The organism is Rhodococcus sp. IEGM 1307 (assembly GCF_030056915.1).
In the GTDB taxonomy this organism is placed as follows: domain Bacteria; phylum Actinomycetota; class Actinomycetes; order Mycobacteriales; family Mycobacteriaceae; genus Rhodococcus_F; species Rhodococcus_F opacus_D.
In genome coordinates this window covers 1-24150 of record NZ_JASHKW010000016.1, presented here as the reverse complement: position 1 = coordinate 24150, position 24150 = coordinate 1, and the positions used below count along the sequence as shown (strand labels likewise).

22 protein-coding genes are annotated in these 24150 nt (G+C 61.7%); 16 read left to right on the top strand and 6 right to left on the bottom strand.

Annotated elements, in window-relative coordinates:
* Nucleotides 1-79: 79 nt before the first annotated feature.
* The 6 genes from QM841_RS27505 to QM841_RS27480 form a co-directional block, all read right to left on the bottom strand.
* Nucleotides 80-841, bottom strand: coding sequence for an SDR family NAD(P)-dependent oxidoreductase (locus QM841_RS27505; protein WP_283334538.1), 762 nt, complete (start codon nt 839-841; stop codon nt 80-82).
* 19 nt (nt 842-860) lie between these two features.
* The gene (locus tag QM841_RS27500; RefSeq protein WP_283334537.1) at nt 861-2657 is read right to left on the bottom strand and encodes an acyl-CoA dehydrogenase; all 1797 of its coding nucleotides are present in this window, start codon (nt 2655-2657) and stop codon (nt 861-863) included.
* Nucleotides 2658-2682: 25 nt separating this feature from the next.
* Nucleotides 2683-3414: an SDR family NAD(P)-dependent oxidoreductase gene (locus QM841_RS27495; protein WP_283334536.1), complete on the bottom strand. Its 732-nt coding sequence runs from the start codon at nt 3412-3414 to the stop codon at nt 2683-2685.
* Nucleotides 3415-3453: 39 nt separating this feature from the next.
* Entirely contained in the window at nt 3454-4674 is a 1221-nt protein-coding gene (locus tag QM841_RS27490; RefSeq protein ID WP_283334535.1) for an acetyl-CoA C-acetyltransferase, read from the bottom strand.
* Nucleotides 4675-5307: 633 nt separating this feature from the next.
* Nucleotides 5308-6063, bottom strand: a complete 756-nt coding sequence (locus QM841_RS27485; protein WP_095870064.1) for a TetR/AcrR family transcriptional regulator — start codon at nt 6061-6063, stop codon at nt 5308-5310.
* A gap of 96 nt (nt 6064-6159) precedes the next feature.
* A complete protein-coding gene (locus QM841_RS27480; RefSeq protein ID WP_283334534.1) occupies nt 6160-6615 on the bottom strand; it encodes a VOC family protein in 456 nt (151 codons plus the stop codon).
* 550 nt (nt 6616-7165) lie between these two features.
* On the opposite strand from QM841_RS27480, the gene QM841_RS27475 reads away from it, so the two are divergent.
* The 16 genes from QM841_RS27475 to QM841_RS27400 all read left to right on the top strand — a co-directional run.
* Nucleotides 7166-7972, top strand: a complete 807-nt coding sequence (locus QM841_RS27475) for an NAD(P)-binding domain-containing protein (RefSeq protein ID WP_283334533.1) — start codon at nt 7166-7168, stop codon at nt 7970-7972.
* Nucleotides 7969-9981: an oxidoreductase gene (locus tag QM841_RS27470; RefSeq protein WP_283334532.1), complete on the top strand. Its 2013-nt coding sequence runs from the start codon at nt 7969-7971 to the stop codon at nt 9979-9981. The genes QM841_RS27475 and QM841_RS27470 overlap by 4 nt, the downstream gene beginning before the upstream one ends.
* Before the next feature lie 52 nt (nt 9982-10033).
* Entirely contained in the window at nt 10034-10492 is a 459-nt protein-coding gene (locus QM841_RS27465) for a MaoC family dehydratase (protein ID WP_061045877.1), read from the top strand.
* A gap of 281 nt (nt 10493-10773) precedes the next feature.
* Nucleotides 10774-12804, top strand: a complete 2031-nt coding sequence (locus QM841_RS27460; RefSeq protein WP_349307421.1) for an oxidoreductase — start codon at nt 10774-10776, stop codon at nt 12802-12804.
* 38 nt (nt 12805-12842) lie between these two features.
* The gene (locus tag QM841_RS27455; protein ID WP_283334530.1) at nt 12843-13769 is read left to right on the top strand and encodes an MBL fold metallo-hydrolase; all 927 of its coding nucleotides are present in this window, start codon (nt 12843-12845) and stop codon (nt 13767-13769) included.
* 67 nt (nt 13770-13836) lie between these two features.
* On the top strand, nt 13837-15270 hold the full coding sequence (locus tag QM841_RS27450; protein WP_283334529.1) for a phenylacetate--CoA ligase family protein: 1434 nt from the start codon (nt 13837-13839) through the stop codon (nt 15268-15270).
* Between the two features lie 154 nt (nt 15271-15424).
* Nucleotides 15425-16219, top strand: a complete 795-nt coding sequence (locus QM841_RS27445) for an SDR family NAD(P)-dependent oxidoreductase (protein WP_283334528.1) — start codon at nt 15425-15427, stop codon at nt 16217-16219.
* A gap of 597 nt (nt 16220-16816) precedes the next feature.
* Complete coding sequence (locus tag QM841_RS27440; protein ID WP_283334527.1) at nt 16817-17353, top strand: SDR family NAD(P)-dependent oxidoreductase; 537 nt, start codon at nt 16817-16819, stop codon at nt 17351-17353.
* Between the two features lie 88 nt (nt 17354-17441).
* Nucleotides 17442-17795, top strand: coding sequence for an SDR family oxidoreductase (locus tag QM841_RS27435; protein WP_283334526.1), 354 nt, complete (start codon nt 17442-17444; stop codon nt 17793-17795).
* Nucleotides 17796-17798: 3 nt separating this feature from the next.
* Entirely contained in the window at nt 17799-18629 is an 831-nt protein-coding gene (locus QM841_RS27430; RefSeq protein WP_283334525.1) for a mycofactocin-coupled SDR family oxidoreductase, read from the top strand.
* A gap of 127 nt (nt 18630-18756) precedes the next feature.
* Nucleotides 18757-19119, top strand: a complete 363-nt coding sequence (locus QM841_RS27425; protein ID WP_164063567.1) for a putative quinol monooxygenase — start codon at nt 18757-18759, stop codon at nt 19117-19119.
* Nucleotides 19120-19766: 647 nt separating this feature from the next.
* Nucleotides 19767-21107 carry an MFS transporter gene (locus QM841_RS27420; RefSeq protein ID WP_283334524.1) on the top strand — a complete coding sequence of 447 codons (1341 nt, stop codon included), beginning with the start codon at nt 19767-19769 and terminating at the stop codon, nt 21105-21107.
* An 84-nt stretch (nt 21108-21191) separates the two neighbouring features.
* On the top strand, nt 21192-21680 hold the full coding sequence (locus QM841_RS27415) for a MaoC/PaaZ C-terminal domain-containing protein (RefSeq protein WP_283334523.1): 489 nt from the start codon (nt 21192-21194) through the stop codon (nt 21678-21680).
* 81 nt (nt 21681-21761) lie between these two features.
* Nucleotides 21762-22676: an SDR family NAD(P)-dependent oxidoreductase gene (locus tag QM841_RS27410; protein WP_283334522.1), complete on the top strand. Its 915-nt coding sequence runs from the start codon at nt 21762-21764 to the stop codon at nt 22674-22676.
* A 612-nt stretch (nt 22677-23288) separates the two neighbouring features.
* Nucleotides 23289-23594: a hypothetical protein gene (locus QM841_RS27405; protein WP_283334521.1), complete on the top strand. Its 306-nt coding sequence runs from the start codon at nt 23289-23291 to the stop codon at nt 23592-23594.
* A 252-nt stretch (nt 23595-23846) separates the two neighbouring features.
* Nucleotides 23847-24150, top strand: a 304-nt coding sequence (locus QM841_RS27400) for a hypothetical protein (protein ID WP_283334607.1), incomplete at its 3' end; no start/stop codon positions are given.

Below are 24150 nucleotides of genomic sequence, written 5' to 3'. Positions count from 1 at the left end.
GACGCGACTCGGGCGGGAGCAGTACACGATCGGTGTCGCCGACGTCGAAACCCCCCGATGTAGAAAGGGTGCACGCTGCTCAAGTGATGGTCATGCCGCCGTCGACGACTATCGTCTGTCCGGTGACGTAGCCGCCCGCCTCGGATGCAAGCCACACCACCGTACTCGCCAACTCTTCTGGTTCGCCGGTTCGTCCGAGGAGCATGCGCCTGTCCAGTTGTTCGATGTGGCTCTTTGGGTATTTCCTGCTGATGGCACTCGTGAAGACGCCTGGAGCAATTGCATTGACGCGAATGCCTTTTCGGCTGCCCCATTGTTGTGCGAGGTCGCGGGTGATGCCGGCGATGGCAGCCTTGCTCGCGCTGTAAGCAGCTTGCGGCAGGCCCGTGTTCGTGATTCCCAGAATGCTCGAGATGTTCACTATCGAGCTCCCCGGTTGCATCACTCGCCCGCATGCCTGTGCCGCCCAGTAAGAACCGTGTAGGTTCACATCGATCACGGATCGGAATTCGTGAACGCTCTCACCGATCGCAGGTCCTACGGACACGAGTTCGGCGTTGTTGACCAGGACATCGACCCTCCTGAACTTGTCCAGTGTCGCTTCGACCAGAGCAGTGCAGCGGCCTGGATCCGTGATGTCGGTCGGAACCGTCAGTACACGTCGACCTGATCGGCGGACGATGTCGGCCGTTTCGTGGAGTCCGTCCGTGCGAGGAGCGGCGAGGACTAAGTCTGCACCCGCTTCGGCCAGTCCTTTGGCCAGGGCCGCGCCTAGCACCGATGAAGCGTCGGTGACGATCGCGACGCGGTCGTCGAGGCGAAATCTGTCGAGGATAGTCATCCGTCTGCGCTCCCGCGGATCAGAACCACGCGGGGTTCATGTCGAGTGTCGTTCTGTCCAAGCTCGCCAACAACTCCACCTGCGGTCCGACCTTCGGCAGTTCGTAGGCGTAGAAGTACCGGGCCGCTTGCCGTTTTCCATCGTAGAAATTGCCGGCCTGACCATCCGCGGCGATGACTTGCTCGAGCCACATCCATGCGATGACGGTGTGCCCGAAGGCTTCCAGGTAGATGGTCGAGTTGGCGAGTGCAAGTGAGGGGTCACCTGATTCCCAGAGCGCGGCTGTCAGGTCCACAATTCGTCTCCAGGTAGAGGCCAGTTCGGCCGCATAACGCTCGGCGTCTCGGCCTATCGCCTGTGCTCGTTGCACGGTCGCCGCGATCTTCGAGTTCAGTAGCTTTAGTCCAGCGCCGTCCTGCATTGTGACCTTGCGGCCGAGCAGGTCGAGGCCCTGTATTCCGTGAGTACCCTCATGAATCGGATTCAGCCTGTTGTCGCGGTAGTACTGTTCGACGTCGTAGTCCCGTGTGTAGCCGTACCCTCCGTGAACTTGTATGGCGAGGTTGTTCGCCTCCAGGCACCATTGTGACGGCCAGCTTTTTGCGATCGGGGTCAATACGTCGAGCAGTAACGTCGCGTTGGAAGCATCTTCCTTGTTGTCGGCGCTGTCGTGTTCGTCCACCAAGAAGGAGCAGTACAAGCCGAGTGCCAGCGCTCCTTCCACGTAGGACTTCTGCGCCAGCAGCATGCGGCGCACATCGGCGTGTTCGACCAGGGCGACTGGAGGCGAGGACGGATCTTTCGCGCCCAGTGCCCGGCCCTGTGTCCGCATCTTCGCGTACTCGACCGACTTCAGGTAGCCGACGTAGCCTAGGGCGATGGCCACGAACCCGACGCCGATCCGCGCCTCGTTCATCATGTGGAACATATAGCTCAGCCCACGATTTTCTTCGCCGACGAGAAAACCGATCGCCCCGGCGTCGCCCTCCGGCTGATGCGTGCCGTCACCGAAGGCAAGGAGCGTGTTGGTGGTTCCGCGAAAGCCCATCTTGTGATTCAGGCCGGTCAGCGTCACATCGTTGCGGATGCCGGGTTCTCCGTCCGGGCCGGGTAAGAATTTCGGGACAATGAACAGCGAAATTCCTTTCACCCCAGACCCGCCGCCGGGAACCTTTGCCAAGACGAGATGGATGATGTTCTCGGTCAGCTCGTGGTCGCCGGCGGAGATCCACATCTTGGTACCGGTGAGTCTGTACCGGCCGTCGTCCTGTTTCACGGCACGAGTGGTGATGTCGGCCAACGACGAGCCGGCCTGCGGCTCCGACAGACACATGGTTCCGAAGTATCTGCCCTCGATCATCGGGCGGACGTAGTCGTCTACCTGCTGGTCGGTGCCGTGGGTCGAAATCAGATTCGCATTTGCGATGGTGAGGAACGGGTACGACGAGGTCGAGGCGTTGGCGGCCTGAAACCACGCCATCGCGGCGCGGGACACCGTCGTCGGCAACTGCATGCCCCCGACGCGCTCGTCGAACTGGCCGGCCAGTAGTCCAGCCGCGGAGTAGATGTCGAGCGCCTGCTTTACCTCCTCGATCATCTCTATCGAACCGTCTGGCGACATGGTCGGCTCGTTCGCATCGGACTTCTTGTTGTGCGGTGCGAAATGTTTGTGGGCGATGTCCGCGCTGAGTTCGAGCACGGCGGCGAACGTGTCCGTCGAGTGCGCGGAGAACCGTTCGCGCGATGTCAGCGAAACCACATCAAGCCACTCGTACAGCAAGAAGTCCAAGTCGCGTCGTGACAGTACGTCGGTCATCGAGATCTCCGAATCCTGTGCAACATCACATCGACACCCCGCCGTCGACGGGAAGCACGACGCCCGTGATGTACGCGGCTTCCTCCGACGCGAGGAAGCAGATGGCGTCGGCCATCTCGGATGGGTCCGCGAGCCGGGCGATCGGACCGGTGAGCTCGGAGAGCTTCTCCTCCGGGATCGTGGCGGTCATGCGTGTGGCTGCATTGGGCGAGATCGCATTGACCGTAACTCCGAAGGCAGCCAACTCTTTTGCAGCAGTCTTGGTGAATCCGATGATCCCTGCCTTCGCTGTTGCGTAGTTCGCCTGTCCGCGGTTGCCTCGGAGCCCGGTGTACGACGTGACGTTGATGATGCGCCCGAATTCTTGCTTGCGGAAGTGGGGGACCGCTGCGCGGGTAAACCGAAAAGTACCTCCCGCGTGCACCTGCAGGACCTGATTCCAGTCGTCGTCGGTGAGCTTCCACAGGACTTTGTCGCGCAGGATTCCTGCGTTGTTGACGACGATGTCGACGCGGCCGGTCTCGGCGACAACGGTCGAAATGACGTGTTCGACATTGTCGGTATCGCCGACGTCCGCTGGGATTCCGATTGCACCGACGTCTGCGGCCGAGCTGGCAAGTTCGTCCTTGTCGAAGTCGACCATGAACACGGTCGCTTGTGCCTCTACGAAATGTCTCGCGATCGCCTGCCCGATGCCGCGGGCCGCGCCGGTGACGATGACGGATTTGCCTGTGAAGTCGTACGTGATGTTGCCCATTGCGTTTTTTGCTTTCGGTTTAGTGTTGTCAGGGGGTTGTCACGACAGGCGTTCGAGAATCATGGCCATTCCTTGGCCGCCGCCGACGCACATCGTCTCCAGGCCGAACTGTTTGTCGTGAAATTCCAGCGAGTTCATCAGCGTGGTGGCGATGCGGGCGCCGGTCATGCCGAAGGGGTGACCGAGTGCGATCGCGCCTCCGTTGGTATTCAGTCGGTCGTCGTCGATGCCGAGTTCACGAGCCGACGGAATGACCTGAGCCGCAAATGCTTCGTTGATTTCTGCCAAGTCGATATCACCGATGCTCATGCCGGCGATGTCGAGTGCGCGCCGGGTCGCTTCGACGGGTCCCAGACCCATGATCTCGGGTGAGAGTCCCGATACGCCGGTCGATACGATGCGGGCCAGGGGGGTGAGCCCGAGCTCCTTCGCCTTCGCGTCCGACATGATGACCAGTGCTGCCGCGCCGTCGTTGAGCGGGCATGCGTTGGCTGCGGTGACGGTTCCGTTCGGACGGAATGCCGGTTTCAGCTTGCTGACGACGTCGTATGTCGTTCCGGGCCTGGGGCAGTCGTCAGTGCTGACCACGGTGCCGTCGGGGAGGGTGACGGGTGTGATTTCGCGGGCGAAGAAGCCCTGCTCGATTGCGGCCTCGGCGCGATTGTGGCTGCGGACGCCGAATTCGTCTTGTTCTCGGCGTGAGACCCCACTGTATTCCGCGACGTTCTCGGCAGTGTGTCCCATGGTGATGTACAGATCGGGAAGTGCCCCGGTTGTTCGCGGATCCATCCACGGGTCCTGGTTGCCACCAGCGCGCCGTTCGGTGAGGGACTCCGCGTCGGAGAACACGGCGTTGTGCGTCTCGGGGTTCTCGTCGGCCATGCCTTTGTTGAAACGGCTGACAGTTTCGACTCCGGCGGAAATGAAGATATTTCCTTCGCCTGCCTTGATCGCGTGCAGCGCCATCCGGGTGGTCTGAAGGCTCGAGGAACAGTAGCGGTTCACGGTGACGCCTGGTAGATGGTCCATTCCGGCGAGAACGCTCACTGCCCGTCCGAGGTTGTATCCGCTCTCGCCGGCGGGCTGGGCCGTGCCGAGCATGAGGTCGTTCACCGTTCGGGGATCGACCTCGGGCACCTTTCCCAATGCGGCGAGCACCATCTGTGCTGCCAGGTCATCGGGGCGCATCTCTCGGAGGGAACCCTTGACTGCGCGGCCGATCGGAGAGCGGGCGGTCGCGACGATAACTGCTTCAGGCATAAATCTCGTCCGTTCATGTTGTCGACCAGTGGGTCGAATATTCGATCTTGCGGTCTACTTCTCGCAGTATGGCTGTGCCGGGAGTGGTGGTCAAGTAGGCCTGTCGTAAGCCGAGTGCGGCGTGCTTACGTAACGGCCGCAGGCGAATACGCGGTCTTGGGTGTGTGGTGGGGCGGCTTGTTCGGCGGGTTTCGACGCGTATGACTCGACCGCGAGCGCCGAATTTGCAGTCTGCGCCGGTTCGGCTGGCCGGCTTGGGGCGGGTCTGCGTCCTGTCCTGCGGACGACGAGAACAGATGCGTCTCTCGAACAGGTGCCCGCCGGAGGAGTGCAGCGCGCGGAAGAGCCGTGCGAGTCGGCCGCAGCGGCTCATAGTCTGCTGCCGTAACCGCTCCCACCGCGGCGCCAGGCAAGTCTGGAGTGATGGTCCTGGTCGGGGCTGTGCAGTGTGGGCGCACCCCTGTGCTGCCCCAGTCCGACAGTGGACCATTCGCGTGCCGGACGTCGCCTCATTCGCCGACGAGTGGCACCCCGGTCATCCGGGGATCCGTCTAAAGGGCGTGTAGTACCCGACGCTCAGAGAGGGTCAGAGGGCGTACCTCGAAGAAACCAATCAAGGCGGCGCGCTGAAATTTACCGATTCCTCAACAAGAGTTCGAGCTGGCTTGTGTGATGCCGTATCTCGCGGGCGTGGTAGGCAAGCGCCCCATCCACGCCCTGGACGTCTTCGGGCCAGCCGGCGGATGCCGTCGACGTGGTCGTCATGACTCCGCGCAGAATCAAGTGGGCGAAGGTCTCGGCGATGTCGTCAGCGGGTTTACCGTCTTCTCCCGGGCGATACCACTTCCAGATCCAGTTGCACATGCCGTCGATCGCAAATGCTGCCAGGGTTTCATCGATTGGTTCGAAGATGCGAGCCTCTACGCCCTCTCGAATGATCTGCCGGATCAGCACATCATGCTCGCGCTTGGCTGCCCGGAACTCGTCGCGGACGTCGTCGGGAAGCTCGCTCTCTTCGCGAAAAGTCAGTGAGTAGAGATCCAGGTGATCGACCAGGGAGTTCAGGTGGAAACGAATGAAAGCGGTGAGCTTGGTAGCTGCGTCGGCATCCGATGCAGCGATCACCCGGGCTTTCTCGACCTCACCCCTTGCCCAGTCACCGAAGACGTGCCGGAGCAGGTCGTCTCGGTTTTCGTAGTAGTGGTAGATGGACGCCTTCGACAACCCCACCTCCGCAGCGACTTCCTGCATGGTGACTCCGTTGATCCCCCGGGCCTGGAAGAGTCGGGCCGCACCCTCTGTGATGCGGTCACGCATCACGGAATTGCGTACCGAACCACCGGCGCTCTTCGCAGCCGCCGCGTCCGCACGATCAGAAGCCGTTGTCATAGCTTCCGAGGATAGACACCGCCGCAGCCAAGCCGGTACCGGTGGGCACTGCAATCAGCGCGACGACGGCGTTAGTGCAGCTACGCGCCGCGTTGTTCATGCATGCTCGATCAGTTCGAGCTGCACGCCGTTGAGTGCTCGGGGGTGGTAAAAGTTGACCGCCCCGAAGTCTCCGCGGACGGCCTCGTCGAGCAGAGGCGACAATCCCTGCTGCTTCAGCTCGTCCGTAGCGATGTCGAGGTCGTCTACTTTCGCAGAGAAGAGAAAGACGCCTTCACCGTGGCGCTCGAGAAAGCGCGCCACCGACGTGCCCTCCTGGGTCGAGGCGATCAAACTGATGATGAAGCCCCCCACGTCGAGCTTCGTACCCTCGAGGCCGGGGAACGCAAATCCGTCGGGGCCGACGTGCTCGCCCCGGACATCGAACAGGCGTTCGTAACGCTCGGTCGCGGACGCTAGGTCGCGAACGGCGATGTTGATTCCATTGACTGCGAGGCTCATCTTCGTCTCCTGTTGTTGCGTTGTCGTGTAATTCGCTGTCGCGCCGGACATCTGCACGGGGACCTCGCCGCAGCGGGCGTGCACTGGTAGGTGGACGCGTACAGAACGCTGACCTTCAAGGGTCTGCACCGAGACAGTACCGACCCGAGGGTCGATAATTCAAGGAGTCGGTCGGATTCGTTCGGCGAGCCCGCGGCAGCGGAACCGTAGTGGCACGCGCGCAGGACGCGACATCACGCCATCTGACCGAGGCGACGCGACTGTCACCCGGGGGTCGAACCGAACGCCTTCGACGCACAAATCGTCGGGATGCCTGGAATGCGCAGCAGAGGGGTGGTACAACTTGTGTCGACTACACAGTCGGGTTTTCAACCATCGGGTAGGTTTGGTCGTGCACGCAGCAGTGGACACCGGCGCGGCTTCCCGCGGAGTGGACAACGGCGCCCACGCGGTCGGTGACGAGCGTCGATGCGGCGTTCTCCGTCGCCATTTCCACGGCCGTCAAGCCGGGAACAGACCAGCGAAACGTCCCATGTCGAGGTGAGGTGGAGGAACGATGGCACAGGCCGATAGTTATGCGCATCGACGCGCACAGGTAGTGGTGGTCGGACTCGGCGGCATTGGCGGTGGAATTGCCCGTCGCATGGCCGAACAAGGCCGATACGTCATCGGCATGGACGTCGACGGGGTCCGTGCGAGCGAATGGCAGGAGCAAACGGGAAGTCGGGCGGTGTCCTCGTTCGATGGTATCGACTGGGGCGAGGTCCGGTGCATGTTCATCGCGGTGCGAACGGTGCAACAAATCGAAGCGGTGTTGTCCGACGACAGCGTGCGCTCGGCGATGGACGACGGCGCCAGCGCCTTCATCATCACCACGATGACTCCGTCGGACGCCCGCCGCGTGGTCGACGCGCATCGAGCGTGGCGTCTGTTCGAGCTGCCCGTTTCAGGCGGCGAGGTGAGGGCGCGAGAAGGCGAACTCACCGGTCTGATCGCAGGCCCGCAACCCGATGCCTTCGAAGAAGCCCTGTTACACGACGTCTTCGCGAGACTGTTCCCGCTCGACACCGTCGGTCAACCCTCGTTGCTCAAGTTGATCAACAACACCCTGGCCGCCCGCAATGTGCTGAGTGCGGCAGTGGGGCTTGGTACCGCACACGAGCAGGGAGTCGACCCGTCGATCGCAAGCGAAGTCATCCGGGCGTGCTCAGGATCGAGTGCGGCCGGCGACGCCCTGGCCACCCTTTCGGACAATCAAGTCGACCTCCTGCTCAAAGACACGCGGTTACTCGGCGGTGAGTTGCCGTCGTCGCCGTTCGACCGCGCGTCCATGAATGACATCACCTCCACCGTCAGCGCTGCCCGGGGGCTACTCGGGGCTGCCGATCCAGAAAGGACACGGTCATGATCGAAGAGTGGAAAGACGGGATGGCATTCCCGCACCTGACAAGTTCGGTGCGTATCGGCTCTCGAGTAGTGAAGAACCGCATCGTCTCACCCCCGCACGGCACGTACTACGCGTCCAACGGAATGGTCACAGAACAGCAAATCGCTTACTACGCCGAAAGAGCGGCGGGCGGCGTGGGCATGATTGTCGTCGGAAACATGGCCGCATGGGATCGGTCGAAGACCGGCGGAGGACAAAACTACGCCTTCTCCTCGGAGGCGGTCGAGGGCCATCGCAAGCTCGCACAGGCTGTCCAATCGCATGGTTCGCTGCTATTGGCGCAGCTCTGGGACGGCGGCCGCCAAGGTTCCTCACGGCTGAGCCATCTGCCGCTTCTGTCAGCGTCGCCTCTGCCCGACCCTGTTGTTCGGGAGATACCCAAGGAGATTGAAGCAGCGGAGATCGAAGACATGATCTCGAGCTTCGCTCGGTCCGCGGCGCTCATGGAGCAAGCCGGTTGGGATGGAGTCGAACTCCTCGCAGCGCAGGGTTACGGACTCGCCCAATTCGTTTCTCCCCAGATGAACCATCGCCACGACGAATGGGGTGGCTCACACGAAAACCGCGCACGCGTCGTGTGTGAGATTGTCCGACGTATCCGGTCAGTGGTCTCCGCGGACTTCCTGGTGGGTGTGCGCATCAACGGCGACGACATGATTGCCGGCGGTAACACCCCCAGCGACGCCATCATCACGGCGACACTGTTGGAGCAGACCGGTGGGGTCAGCTATCTGAATGTCAGCGGCGCAAGCAACGAAAACTATCCACTGTGGATTGCCGATATGGGGCACGACACCGGACTTTTCGTCGACGCCGCCCGAGCGATCAAAGATGCGGTGTCCATCCCGGTCATTGTCGCCACGAGAATCAAGGATCCGCTTGTCGCCGAGTCGATTCTGGCGCAGGGCTCTACCGACATGGTGGGGATGAATCGGGCGTTGATCGCAGACCCATCCATGCCGGCCAAAGTCGCATCAGGCCGTCTCAGCCAGGTTCGACCATGCATCAGCTGCAACCAGGGTTGCGTCGGCAAGACCGCTCAAGGCGGACAGATGGAATGCACCGTCAACCCTCGGGTCGGGTTCGAGTGGTCGAGTACCCGGGGGCAGGTCACCCGACAATCGGTCGTGGTCGTCGGTGGTGGCCCGGCAGGCATGCAGGCAGCGGCAACCTGCGCCGAACGCGGCGCCGACGTCGTGTTGTTCGAAACCCGCGAGACGTTGGGTGGCCAAATCGAACTGGCGTCACGCACGGCAAGTCGATCGGAGTTTCGACTGCTGATCGAACATCTACGTCGCCGACTCAACACCTTGGGTGTCGAGATGCACCTGGGTACCACAGCGACCGTCGACGACCTCTCTGCCTTCGATCACGTCTTTCTCGCAACAGGCTCGAGGCCGTGGACGACCGGCTTCACCACTCACCGACCAGATGCCAGGGCCGTACCAGGACACGACTTGCCGCATGTCGTCACATCATGGGAAGTGTTCGACACGACCGCGACAGTGGGGAACAGAGTTCTCGTCGTCGAGGACGACTTTCAAGGGCACGCGACCACGGCTGCCGAATACCTCGCAGAGAACGGCCACGAGGTGACCATCGTGACGAGATCGACCTCGGTGGGACTCTGGAGCGGGGCCGGCCAGGAATTCCTGTACAAGCGGTTGCGCAATGCACGGGTCGAGCTACGGCCCCACACCTGGATCGACACCATTCGAGATAAGACAGTCGACGCTTACGATGTATTCTCCGGCGTGCCCGTCGAACTGGGCAGCTTCGACACCGTGGTTCTGGCAACCGGTAGCGCCGTCGACGACACCCTGTACCAGCAGCTGGGCGATGACCATCGTGTGGTTCGCATCGGCGACTGCTTGGCACCCCGACGTCTCGACAATGCCATGTGGGATGGCCTGCACGCCGCCGACCGGCTGTCCGCAGTGGGCACAGCTTTGAAATTGGCCACCCCATGACGGGTGCGTGTCGCGACCGGGCCGGTTCATCTCTGTAGGAGCTTCAGCACCCATGCGCATCTTCACATCACCGGATCAACTGAAAGCCGCTATCGGAGAGGACTTGGGCACCAGCGACTGGCTGCACATCACGCAAGAACGCATCGACACCTTCGCCGACGCCACGGGGGACCATCAATGGATCCATGTGGACGTCGAACGTGCGACACGCGAGAGCCCGTTCGGAGCCCCCATCGCTCATGGGTTCTTGAGCCTGTCTCTCGTGTCGTTGCTCAACTGGCAGATATACACGATCGAGAACACAACGCTGGCGATCAACTACGGATTGAACAGAGTTCGATTCGTCAACCCGGTGAAGGTCGAGGCCCACGTTCGTTTGCGGACGACGTTGAACTCTGTCGGGGACGCACCCGGAGGGGCCCTTCAGATCGTCACGACAAACACCCTCGAGATCGCAGGCGAAGAAAAACCGGCCCTGGTTGCAGAAACCGTCGGCCGCATCATCTTCTGAACTGCCCCCGCCAGCCTCCGAGCGACCGCGGTGATCGATCGCCCGCTGCCGCCGGGCCGCGACCGACCCCGGAGGCCGCGGGGCGTATCGGTCCACCGAATACACCAGCAACGACAGGACGCTTCAGTGGAGCGAGCCACACGGCCAATGGGCTACCGGAACATCGTTGCGCGGCGGATTCCGATCAGGTGAGCCACACCTTATTGACAAGCCTGTGTGACCTACGCCATTATCGCATTTGAACAATCGGTTGGGTTTTCGACTCTCCGGTCAGCCCCCGGATGGACAGTCGAGCCGCGACGAGACGAGGAAACATCATGACCAAGCATCCGGCGCTCTGGCAGCCCATCGAACTGGGCCCGGTCAGTGTCAAGAACCGCATCGTGGTCACCGCACACGCGCTGATGTACGGCGACAAAGACAACCTGATGACTCAACAGAGCATCGACTACTACGAGGAGCGGGCGAGGGGAGGGGCGGGGCTCATTCTCACCGAGGCTCAAGCCGTGCATGCAACGAGTCGCGGACTGGGGTACCGCACCCACCAGGGATGGCCCACCGAGGTGATACCGGTGTACGAGCGACTGGCGAAAGCCGTGCACCGCCATGGAGCCAAAATTTTCGTCGACCTTTCACACTTCGGCGTGGAAGACTACAACGGAATGTTTCTCGAGAACTGGAGGGCGCTCTGGAGTCCCTCGGGCCTGCCCTCGACTACCTACGGTGAGATCGGCCGCTCGATGTCGCACGCCGACATCGAGCAGCTCGTCGCGGGATTCGGCCGAAGTGCACGCAACGCACGGGTTGCCGGTATCGACGGAGCCGAGGTACATGCCGCTCACGGGTATCTCCTGTGCAGTTTCCTCTCCCCACTGACGAATCGTCGCACGGACGAGTACGGCGGCAGCACCGAAAATCGATGCCGCGTCGTTCGCGAGTGTGCCGAAGCGGTGCGCCGAGAGGGAGGACCCGACTTCGCGGTCGGCGTGAGACTATCGCTCACCGAATACGTTCCGGGCGGTATCGACGAGGCCGAGGGCGAGAAGATCGCCAAGAACCTGGCGGACTCGGGATTGTTCGACTACTTCAGCATCAGCGCCGGGAACGCTTCCACGTTCGATCGCGTCGTCTCTCCCATGAGCCTGCCCGGCCCCCAGTTGGTCGACCTGGCTGCCCGCGCGAAGAAGGTCGTCGGAAACTATCCGGTCGTGACCGCAAACGGAATTACCGAGCTGTCGGTCGCCGAACAGATTGTGACCTCGGGTGACGCCGATCTCGTCGCTATGACCAGAGCACACATCGCAGATCCCTTCCTGGTGCAGAAGGCGCAGACCGGACGCGAGGACGAAATTCGGCATTGCGTCAGGGCCAATCAAGGCTGTATCGGCCGGATGTCCAAGGGCTGGGAGCTGACCTGCACGCAGAATCCAGCTGCTGGGCGCGAGAAAGATCTCGGCAGCGGAACATTGGAGTTGGCCTCCACCCCCCGGAAGGTGCTCGTCATCGGCGGCGGCCCCGCTGGAATGCGGGCAGCGGAAGTTGCCGCATCGCGAGGGCATGACGTCGTATTGATGGAGCGCGGCGACACGCTCGGCGGACAAATTCGCTATGCCGCCAAGTTGCCCACGCGTGGCCGGTGGTCCGTCATGGTCAAAGACATGGAGCGCATGCTCGAAAAGTACAAGGTCGATGTCCGTCTCAATACGACCGCCGACATCGAGAGCGTGCATGAAGTCGGTGCGGACCACGTCATACTTGCATCCGGATCGACCTGGCGCACCGACGGGTTCTCCGCCGTCCTGGCCGCCCGCCCGGCAATCCCGGGGTTGGAGCGTATCCGCGTGCTCAATCCGCTCCAGGCCATCGAGGATCCCTCGGCATGTGGGGAGAACGTGGTCATCATCGACGACACGGGCGAGTACCTCGCGCTGGGACTGGCGGAGCTTCTCGCGAATGCGGGCAAGAAGGTCGAAGTGGTGTCCTCGAAGCTGTTCTTGGGCGACAACACACTTTTCAACCTCGATGTCGGGCATCTCTATCCGAGGCTGTATGCGCAGGGGGTGACACTGACACCGCAACACATTGTCGCCGAGGTGAATTCGGACGGCGTCGTACTGAATCGCATCTGGGATGGTGCCGCCAGAGTGGTGCCGGCGCAGTCTCTCGTGACCGTCATGCTTCGCGATGCCGATACGGCCCTGCTTCCCCAACTGGAAGCGCAGTTCGACGTGACGGCCGTCGGAGACTGCTTGGCACCCCGCCGGGTGGACGAGGCGATCTACGAAGGCGAAATGGCCGGACGCGCTGTCTGAACAAGCACCACACACACTGAACGAAAGAAGGAAACCCCATGGCTCCTAGCTGGCAGATCGGTGATGTGAAAATCACCCAGGTAAACGAAATCGCGGTCGAGGTCGGTGAGCTCGACGGACTGATCGCAGAGGCAACGCCGGATGCGGTCAAGGCCGTTCCGTGGCTGTACCCCGACTACGCCAACGAACACGGGCAGACACTCTGGAGCGTTCACTCGTTCGTCGTCGACACCGGGTCGTCTGTCGTCCTCGTCGACACCGCGTGCGGAAATCACAAGGACCTACCGCTGATCCCGGCCTGGGGTGGCCTGGACACCCCCTATCTGGATCGACTGGCGGATGCCGGCTACAAGCCCGAACAGATCGACTACGTCGCCATCACACATCTGCACCTCGATCACGTGGGATGGAACACCGTGCTCGACGGTGACCGATGGGTGCCGACCTTCCCGAACGCCCGGTACACCTTCGTTCAGGACGAGTTCGAGTACCACAAGGGACTCACCGAGGGCGGTACCGTCTCCGACGACCTCGGGCATGCCGTCACGTACAACGGAGCGGACCCGGACATCCACCGGCAGACGCGTCTCGTGTTCGCGCAGTCGATCCAACCGTGTGTCGATGCTGGACTCGTCGATCTGGTTCCGGTCAACCACACCATCTGCGAGGGCGTGCGGTATACATCCACGCCCGGCCATACCAAGTCCCATCACAGTCTCACCATCGAATCTAAGGGTGAGACCGGTTTCATCACTGGTGATTTCGTGCATCACCCGATTCAGGCCGCCCATCCCACGTGGAGTTCGCGAGGTGACTGGGACCGTGAGCTGTCCTCCGCTCGGCGTCAGGAGTTCCTCGCGTCGGTTGCAGACCGTAATGTTCTTGTGTTTGGCACGCACTTCGCCGGGAACAGTGTCGGTCGTATCGTGAGCGACGGCAACGCCTACCAATTCGTCACTGCTTGAGCCGAGTACTTCTACAACACCACCGGCGCACACACTGCCGGCATTAACGACAGCTTCAGGAGCATTGATGTCGAAGAACGAAATTCCCTACTACTGGTCGAGCATCGACTGGCGTCAGCTCACCGAGGACTACCCGCCGCCGCCCCTGTTCAACTCCGTCATGTCGGCACGGTCCGACGACGAGATGCGACAGATTCAGGAATCACGCTTTCTTGCACGGGTGGCCGACGCTTGGGCGGTCCCGTTTTATCGCGACCGGTGGTCGGACGCCGGTTTGCAGCCGGGAGACATACGTGGCCTGGACGACCTCGAGAAGATCCCTACGTTCACCAGTGAGGACATCAAGCACTCGATCGAGGAGCACCCGCCGTTCGGAAACCATCAGAACTTCGCACTGGACGCGATGCGAACACCGCTGAAGATTCAATCCAGTGGTGGCACCTCAGGGCTGCCGCGGCCGACACTGTTCGATCCCGTAGCGTGGGAAGTGCAGGCAATTCAATTCGCCCGAGCTTTCGTTGCGCAGGGGGCCGAGGTCGGGGACATCTTACAGATCACCCTCACCAACAGTTTGGCCAACACCGCATGGTGTTCGTCGACCGCCGCCATGCACTGGTGCGGCATGATCCCCTTGACCACCGGTTCAGGGGCCGTCACCAGTTCGGCAAGGCAACTCGAGCTGGCGCGCTCCTGGGGAACAAGTGGTTGGGTCGCCTTCGGCGAGTACCTCAAAATCCTGGCGCAAGAAGCTGATCGATCTGGCATCGACCTCAAGAAGGATCTGTCCACGCGATTCATCCATACCTATCTCGGGGTGGATACAGAAGGACACCTGCGCGACTTGCTCGAAGATGCATGGGGTGTTCCGGTCTACGACAACTACGGAACCCATGAAGTCGGCCTCATCGGATACGAATGCGCTGCAAAAGATGGGTTGCACGTCAACGACGACACCGCCATCGTCGAGATCGCCGACAGCGAGACCGGACGCATCCTCGGCCCAGGGCACGACGGCGACATCGTGGTCACAAGCCTGCATCGCTCGGTTCCACCCATCATCAGATACGACCTCAAAGACCGCATGCGTAGTTCCGAGCGCGCAGCGTGCGCGTGCGGCGCCCGGACGACCAAACTGTCCGGGTTTTTGGGCCGCCTCGACGAAATGGTGAAACTGAGAGCGACAAGCGTGTATCCGCGGTCAGCACAGGACGTCGTCCAGGGCGACGCGCGATCGACGGGCGAGTTCCTGTGCGTGGTGGAGAACGTCGGCGAGGGTCTCGGTTCCCGTGAACGAATGACCGTGTTGATCGAGCAGGCGAACGACGAAGACACAGCACCTCTCCAGGAAGACATGAAGCATCGTCTCAAGTCGACCTTCGGTGTCTCGGTCGAGGTGACGATCGTCCCTGCTGGATCCCTCGCTCCTCAGACTGGACTGGGAGGAGAGGGGAAGGTCAAGCGTCTTCTCGACCGCCGTGGTCAGGCCCCCTCACCCGTCTGAGCACTCCCAATAGTTGGTCAATAGACGGCCCCGGCTCCAGCTGTCGACAGCGGTAGCCAAACCTCGAGAGTCGACGAAACTTTCAGCAGAGTCGGTCGGTACGGCGTAAGCCGTCGATATCCGGGTCGGGGCTGACTTCGAAGAGGGAAGTGAAATGCACGAACAAGAGGCGGCCGACAACCTAGGCGCCTTCGCGGAAATGTTTCGCCTCGACGATCGAGTCGCGATCGTCACCGGGGCGTCAGCAGGTCTAGGCGTATCGCTGGCCACGGCCATGGCCCGCGCCGGAGCCCACGTAATCGTGGCATCGCGCAGGGTCGACCGCTTGGAGGCAACCGCACAGGCGGTACGCGGGTACGGGCGCGAGGCCCTGGTACAGAACGCCGACGTGGCCGATCCTCGACAGTGCGTAGATCTGGTCGAGGCGGCGATGGCACGGTTCGGTCGTGTGGACATCCTCGTCAACAATGCCGGCATGGCGAGCGCAGTCCCGGCTACTCGGGAAAGCCCCGATGCCTTCCGGGCGGTAGTAGATGTCAATCTCGGAGGAAGCTATTGGATGGCCCAAGCCTGCGCCGAAGTGATGACGCAGGGGAGCTCGATCATCAACATCTCGAGTGTTCTCGGCTTCACTACTGCCGCACTGCCCCAGGCGGCCTATACCGCAAGCAAGGCCGGCCTCGTTGGACTCACTCGTGACCTCGCGTCGCAGTGGGGCAGAAAGCCGGGAATCAGAGTAAACGCGATTGCGCCGGGCTTCTTCGAGACCGAAATGACGGAGTCGTACTCCCCAGAGTATGTGACCGATTCGCTCGAGCCCCGGTTCCTGTTGGGAAGAGCGGGCAAGCCCGAGGAACTCGCCGCAACCGCGGTCTGGCTCGCATCGCCCGCAGCGGGGTACGTCACCGGCCAGACCATTTTGGTCGACGGCGGGATGTCGACGACGTGAGAGTTCAGCCTGCTCCGCCGTTGTCAGGACCCACCGAAACAACTCCGCGGGGAAACCGCTGAGCTGCAACAGCTCCCCGCGGAGACGTCGAGCTGCAACAGCTGCTGCGTAGGCTGATGGCCAACGTCGCTGTAATTCGAACCATGACAGTATCCTCGTCGCCAGAAACTGATCCCCAGCCGCGGTAGGTGACAGTCAACGCCGGACGAATCCACGCATGCGAGAATATAACTCGCGTGTGGGACTCGTCCGGCGTTTCAATACTGCAGCTGCTCTGCCCAAACCGGCGTGTAGATCCGGACACGGGCAGGGCACCTCGCCAGATCTGGACGTCTGTGACCATTGACACATCCATGCGCTGGAACTAGGTTACTAACCAGTGGGTCGATATTACGACTCAAGAGTCGGATTCAATGTCCGGTGAGTCGCACACAAAAAGATATCCTGTGCCACCGGTCAGCTCACGTATTCGACAGTGCCTGTACTGCAATTGGTTTCGATAGAACACGGGCACCGAGCGGTTCTTCGATACACATCACGCGTACGACACGCATAGATACCTCCAGTCAAACGTCGAGAACAGGTGAGTGATAGAGCATGGGGAAGCTGGATGGAACGGTTGCACTCATCACCGGCGGAGTAAAGGGCTCAGGTCGATCCCACGCTCTGACACTGGCACGCGAGGGGGCGGCCATCGCACTTGTGGACAACTGCGTTGCCGATGTCGCGGGGCAGAACTACCCAGGCGGCTCCGAGGAGGAGTTGGAACAGACCCGCGCCATGGTTTCCGACGTGGGACGTAAGTGCATCAGCATCGTCGCGGATGTTCGCGATGACGAAGCTATGGTGGACGCTGCGCGACAGACGATCGATGAACTCGGACAAATCGATCACCTGCTGAACAGTGCAGGTATCATCCTGAAATTCGGCAAGCTGGCAGACATCTCGCCCGAACAGTGGCGTACGGTCATTGATACCAACCTGACCGGCGTCTTCAACGTGTGTCGCGCCGCCCTGCCGCACATGGTCGCGAAGCGCAAAGGCAACATCGTGATCACCTCGTCCACCGCAGGCCGCGCCGCCTACCCCCACATCTCGGACTGCGGCGCCTCGAAGTGGGCAGGATCGGACTGATGAAGACCCTAGCAATGGAATACGGCGAATACGGTATACGCGCCAATTGTGTGGCCCCGACGAATGTCACTCCGGTGACCTTCCCTCGATGAACAACAACGAGGAAGCCTACAAACTCTTCTGCCCGGACATCGAGAACCCGAAGCGCGAGCAGATGATCGAACGAATGAAAACCATGCATCCGCTCGACCTCGCAGGTGTGGACTGCCAGGACGTCTCCAACGCCTACCGGTACCTCCTGTCGGACGACGCCCGCATGATCACCGGCGAAGTGTTGCACGTTTCTGCCGGGCTCTCGCCAACAACATTGCGTGAACCCTGGGGAGTACAAACCGCAAGGAACCGAACGGGTAACACCGAACGGCTCCGCGGCAACAATATCTATTCTACGACAACAGATCACGAGAAGACCGACCTGCGAGTCGATCGGACGGGGAGATAGAGAATGCATGACCTGACAGGCAAAGTCGCTCTGGTCACCGGGGCGGCCCGAGGGCAGGGCCGTTCGCACGCCACCTTCCTCGCTGAGTCGGGCGCGGACGTCATCGTGCTCGACATCTGCAGACAGGTTGCAACCGTGCCATATCCGACGTCGACGGCAGAGGACCTCGACGAAACGGTCGGTCTTGTGGAGAAGTACGGACAGCGTGCTTACCGCCTCGAATGCGATGTGCGCGATCCGTCCGCGGTTGCGGAGGGTGTCGAGAGGGCGGTACGCGATCTGGGGCGACTGGACATCGCGGTGCTCAATGCCGGCGTATGCGAAATCACCGCGGCAGAATCGATCACGCCCAAGCAGTGGAACACCGTGGTGGGCACAAACTTGTCCGGCGCGTTCTTCTCGGCGCAGGCCGCCTCGAAGCATATTGTCGATGGTGGACGCGGTGGATCGATGGTATTCATAGGTTCGGCCAGTACCCTTACTCCCGTTGAGTCGATGGTGCACTACATCGCCTCGAAGCACGGTGTTGTCGGTGTAGCAAAGGCTTTGGCCAAAGAACTGGCACGCCATCAGATTCGGGTGAACGTCATCCACCCGACCAATTGCGATACCCCGATGATCCAGAACTCGATGATCTACGATCTCTTCGCGCCGGACGTGGATCAACCCACGCGCCACAGCGTCGAACCCGTGTTCCAGACACTCGCTGCACTCGATACACCGTGGGTGGACCCGGCCGACATCTCCCGCGCCGTCCTGTACTTGGTAGGGGAGAGTGGCCGATTCGTCACCGGAACCCAGCTGGAGGTTACCGCTGGATATCCGCTTCTGTAGTTTTGCGCACCTGTTGTGCACCGTCTTCGGTGGTCAGGAAGCTGCGATGGTTCGCCACCCCAGGTTCGATTCGAACCCGCGCTCGAGGGCGTTGTTCGCTCGATGCGGGCTGATAGGAAGGTATGCCGTGTCAGAGATCGTCCCCGCCGAGTTGTTGTCCAGCGAGACACCGGTTGCGTTTTACGGTTACGCGCGAGCCAAGGAAGGAACACGCCACATCCTGATGGAGCGGATGCTCTCCCTGGGAGACCCGAGTCGCGCCGAGCCCGGCATCCTTGTGTACGAGATCCATCATGATGCATCCAGGCCCGACAGCATCGCATTCTACGAGCTCTACGCTAACGGTGCCGCAATCCGTGAGCACCTCGAAAAACCCTACATGAAAGCATTTTTCGCCGATAGTACGACATTGCTGCAGTCGAACCTCGAAATCATCCCTCTCCAGCCCATCCGCTCCGTGGCAGCAATCTCGACTGACTGCCCCGGTTGACCCTACGTCCCTGTCCTATGAGTCTTCTGACGGCCGTGCTGGTGCAGAAGGTAGCATCGGACCCTCCGTGCGAGGGGTATCCCGTTCCCCCACTCGGCATCGCGCCGCAAACCTAGAAGGCCTCCCAAATGCCGTTGCTCATCATTCATGCTGTCATTGCATGTGTCAGTCTGATCACACCCCGCCGCGCCACCGAATCGATCCAAAGAATCTTTACAAATATCGCTCTTGCACGAGCCAATGCAAGATATTTAGCCGTGGCAGCGAGCGGCACACAACACGAGCCGTCTAGCCGTCAGTCATTCACCGATGCCCCGGCCGAGGCGAACCGCGCAACCTCCTAGCCCAAGCATTCCGGGCCGCAGCCTCCGCCCGACCCTCCGTCGAATTCGCGGAGACAACTTCGGGGTCCAGCGGGCTTACACGCTCAACAACCACTGTCAAACTACTTCAACCAATGTCGGGCTAGCGCTCCACGCGTGGGGATCCAGGCAATGAACCGGTGACAGTGCTTCAGCGACCGCCGAGACCAGACCGTCCGATTCCGGGCGATCAACACATCCGCCCCGTTCCCCGAGACTCCCCGTCGACGGCATCTCGGGGATTCAACCAAGTCGGATCAACCCGTGACTCGAGAAGGAGTCGGCATGACCCTCAATGGGGCTCGCTCGATGGCGTCCATGACGCCGTATCAAATAGCGATCGTTCTAGTATGCTCGCTCGTCAACCTGCTCGACGGCTACGATTTGTTCATCATGGGGTACGCCCTTCCCAACCTCCCCGAGGGGTACGCAACAGCGTCCGACAAGGGCTACTTGATCAGCGCAGCCTTGGTGGGCATCGGCGTCGGGGCCTTCTTCCTGGCTCGAATGGCCGACGTCCATGGGCGTCGCCCGACGTTGCTCGGCGCGCTGGTACTCAACACCGCCGGCCTCCTTGTTTCCTCACTGGCCCCCAACTACTCGGTGTTGATCGCATCCCGATTCGTTACGGGAATGGCAATCGGTGTGCTCGGCGCAATCTCTATGGTCATCGCCCAGGAAATGTCTCCACCATCACGCCGCAGCCTCTCGGTGGGCGTGGTGCTCTTCGGTTACCCCCTGGGAACTTTCGTCGCAGGCCTGGCAGGTGCCTCGGTAATCGAAGCCGCAGGCGGATGGAAAGGGTTGTTCTGGGTAGGGTTTGCCCTCAGCGCAACTGTCACCGTCGTTGTCGCCGCTTTCATCCCAGAAACAGTGGCCTACCTTCGACGGTCATCGGACGACACGGCGCAGGAGACGGCCGAGAAGTTGTCTACGCGGGTCAACCTGGAGGAAGGACTCCTCAATGGCGGTGTTCTAGCCGACGAGGCGATAGTCGATCAATCGGATACGAAACTCCTCGGACCAGGACTGCGGGTAACCACCCTGCTCCTCTGGCTCGGTTATGGATTTTGCACTGCCGCGTTCTATTTCATCGGTTCCTGGACCCCTCAGCTGATCAAGAATGAGACCGGAGACACCGGCAGCGGGGCGCTAGTGGGCATCATGTTGTCGGTCGGCACGATGATCGGGGCCATCCTGTACGGATTTCTTGGCCTCAAGCGGCCGTCTGCCCAAATATCCTGGATGTCGATGGCCCTGGGCATGGCTGCCCTGGTTGCCTTCGCACTGACCCTGCAGGGCCCCTTCGCGCTGACCATGGCCCTGCTGCTGGGTCTGTTCGTCTTCGTCTCACTGACGGCCTTCACCGCGATCGCAACCACCGTGTACCCAATACGAATACGAGCCAAAGGGTTCGGCACGATGCTAGGCGTCGCCAGAGTCGGATCGATCGTGTCGCCCATCCTCGGCGGCTACGCAATCGGCTTCATGTCACCGAAAGATCTGTACATCGCAGTACTGGTGCCCTTGGCAATCGCTGGGATGTGCTCGTACGGGCTACTCAGAGCAACGCGACCAAAGACCGCGACCGGCCAACATCCCGCGCGGCACACCGACTTCGTGTAACCGCACGGGAAGACTGGCAGGGGCGTCGAAGTCACCCGCAATCACTGCGCAGAGCGCCCAGCCGTAGCAGGGAAGGAAGTCGGAATGAACCATGCCGCACCTGATGACGGCGAACTGCGATATGCCGAGGACCTCGCCGTAGGAGACGAGTACGACCTCGGGGAGTACCTCGTCACAGCGGAGGAGATCATGTCGTTCGCCGACCACTGGGATCCTCTGCACATACACACCGACGTCGCACTCGCCGAAGCAAGCCACTTCGGCACGATAATCGCGAGCGGCGTCCACACGCTCGCGGTATTCCAACGCCTCGCTGTCAACCGAGTATTCGGAAACTGGCACATAGTCGCAGGCCGAGCACTGCGTGAGGTGCAGTTCCGCGCACCGGTCCGTGCCGACACCTACCTGCGGGGTACTTTCAGCATCACCGCAATCGGTAATACCCACCCGCACTGGGATCGGGTGACAACCATCGGAACCCTATCGTCACGAGACTCGCAGCCTGTCATGACGCTTCAAATGGAGATGTACGTTCGTCGCCGTCCGCGTCCGAGCGAACACAGCGCCCTCTAGTTCACGGGCGAGAGGCGGCACGCGGACGGGTTCTATTCATCCACGAGTGTCCGAACAAACTGACTCGACAAGGAGATCACTATGATCGGTCGTCTGGAGGGCAAAGTCGCCGTAATCACCGGTACCGGCCGCGGAATGGCGCGGCAGGTCGCGTTGCGGTTCGCAGCCGAAGGAGCGTCGATCGTCGGATGCGACATCAACGCCGAAGCCGCCGAGGAAACGCTCGCAATCGTGCGCGCGGCCGGCGGACGGATGGAATCGCTGCACCCGATCGACCTCTCGAACGAGGAGGAAGCGCACCAGCTACTCGAGTTCGCCGCCGGGAAATTTGGCGGCATCGACGTCCTACACAACAGCGCGATGCAGTTACGATTGGGAACAGTCGAAGACTCCAGCCTCGCGGACTGGAAATTCACCCTCGACCACACACTGACCGTTCCCTTCCTGGTCTCTAAACACGCCATTCCTCACCTACGCGCACGCGGCGGCGGCAGCATCATCTTCATGGGCTCGGTGGCCGGTTCCGATATAGGAACGGGATACCCGGGCAACCTCCCCATCATCCAGGCCTACTCAGTGGCCAAAGCTGGTGTCATCCGATTGGCAAGCTGCCTGACGAACGAAGTGGCCAGAGCAAACATCCGGGTCAACACGATCTCACCAGGCTGTGTGGCAACCCCGAACGGCCTCCTGTTCTACGGCACGGAAGGCACCGAACAACGCCGCGTTACGCTGACACCGAACCTGATTCCGCGCCTGGGGGAGCCCGAAGATATTGCAAGCGCGGCTGTCTATCTGGCCTCAGACGAGGCCTCCTGGGTTACGGGGCTCAACCTGGCCATCGATGGTGGTTCTTACGCATCCGGCGGAGCCGGCCTAGCGCGCCCCGACGACATCGCCGCCTACGCACCCGGGATGGCCGAGATGTCCGAGGTCGACCACTGGGCGACGAGTGGGCAACGCACGCAATCGGGTGGTACCCCTCTTCGTCCGTAACAGTCGCGCATGCCACGCCGGAAGCCGTCGTCTCGACGTCGCCGAGCGGGCACAGTTCGGAATGCCAGCCGCTCGGGGCGGGGTGAGGCAGTGAGCGACCGAACTGCAGCAGACTTCGAGCGCTTAACTCGCCATGCTTGCCTACGTGCGGGACCACCTCCGGGCGTGGGAGAGCACAGATTTCCGGATCCCGACCACAGTCGTCGATCAGGTTCTCGATGAGCTCAACAGTCTCGAACGATCGCGTTCGGATCGGAATTGGTGCGCGCCGTGCAGTGGTGTGGGTGAACGACCGTCCGCCGCTGCCGGCAGTCGCCGCTCGAATGGAAAGAGGGGGTACATGTAGCGGCCACCGAGCTGGTATCCGCCGATGTCACCGCGTTCGCGTAACCGGCTGCCGGGGTTGCGTCGGTTGCTGTCGCGCGAACGCAGCACGTCGGTTGTGTGCTGAGTGCATCTGGGTGGCCACCGACCGCACGATGGCAGCCGACTGCTTCGGCGGCGTTCCCGATCGTGGGTGGTGTTCGTGCAGGTCGGGTCGCGGACCGGGCCGGGCCGGGTGGTGCTTATGCTCGATCTCGGGAGTGTCGCCGAGCGGAGAGGTGCATCAGCATGGTCCGAAACAGCAGCAATCGGCCGGTCGGTGGTCCGGAGTTGACGGTCGGTGTCCGGGTGCTGGTCCGCAGGAGTGCCGGGGCCGATCTCACCGGTGAGGTGGTCGAGGATTATGCGGCGGTGACCGACCCTGGTGGTGGTGGGCACGCGTGGGCGCCGGTGCATCGGTGGGCGGTCGCGCTCGACGACGGGCGGCTGGTTTTTGCCGACACCGAAGACCTGACTATCGATCCGGGCTCCTACCACTCCGCCCCGGACCGGGATTCGGCTGTGCGGACACCCGGCCGACACCGGGGAGAGTGATCGGCGGTAGCCGCGTCGTGGCCGCTTCTGGGCGGCGTCATGCATCGTGCCCACGAATTGCGCTAGCAGTCAGTTGATTACATGACTGACGCGGATGAGGTCCTGAAGGTGGTACGTCGATTTCACCGCACGATCTGTCGGGGTATGCCTCAGTCGTGGCATAGCCGCACCGGACGTGTCTTGCGCTGTGGTGCTGTTCGGAACTGATGTTGCAGGCTTACCGTGTCCCGTATGAGAGGTGATGAGGCGCGCGTGGCCCGGGACTTCGCGGGGTGGTTGTCATCTCAGGGCTGGACGGTGCGAACGGATACGGAGTTCGTCGACATCGTTGCCGAGAAAGATGGACGCCGGCTCTACGCCGAGGTCAAGGGTGCGACGACCGCGCCGGGGTTGGATGTCGATACCGCGATTGGTCAGCTGGTGAGGCGGATGCCGAGCGAACCGGATCAGTCGGTGTCGTTTGCGTTGGTCGTGCGGGACGAGCCTGGTTCGGTGGAAGCTGCGGTGCGGGCACCTCAGCGGATTCTGGATCTGTTGGGGATGGCGCTGTATGCGG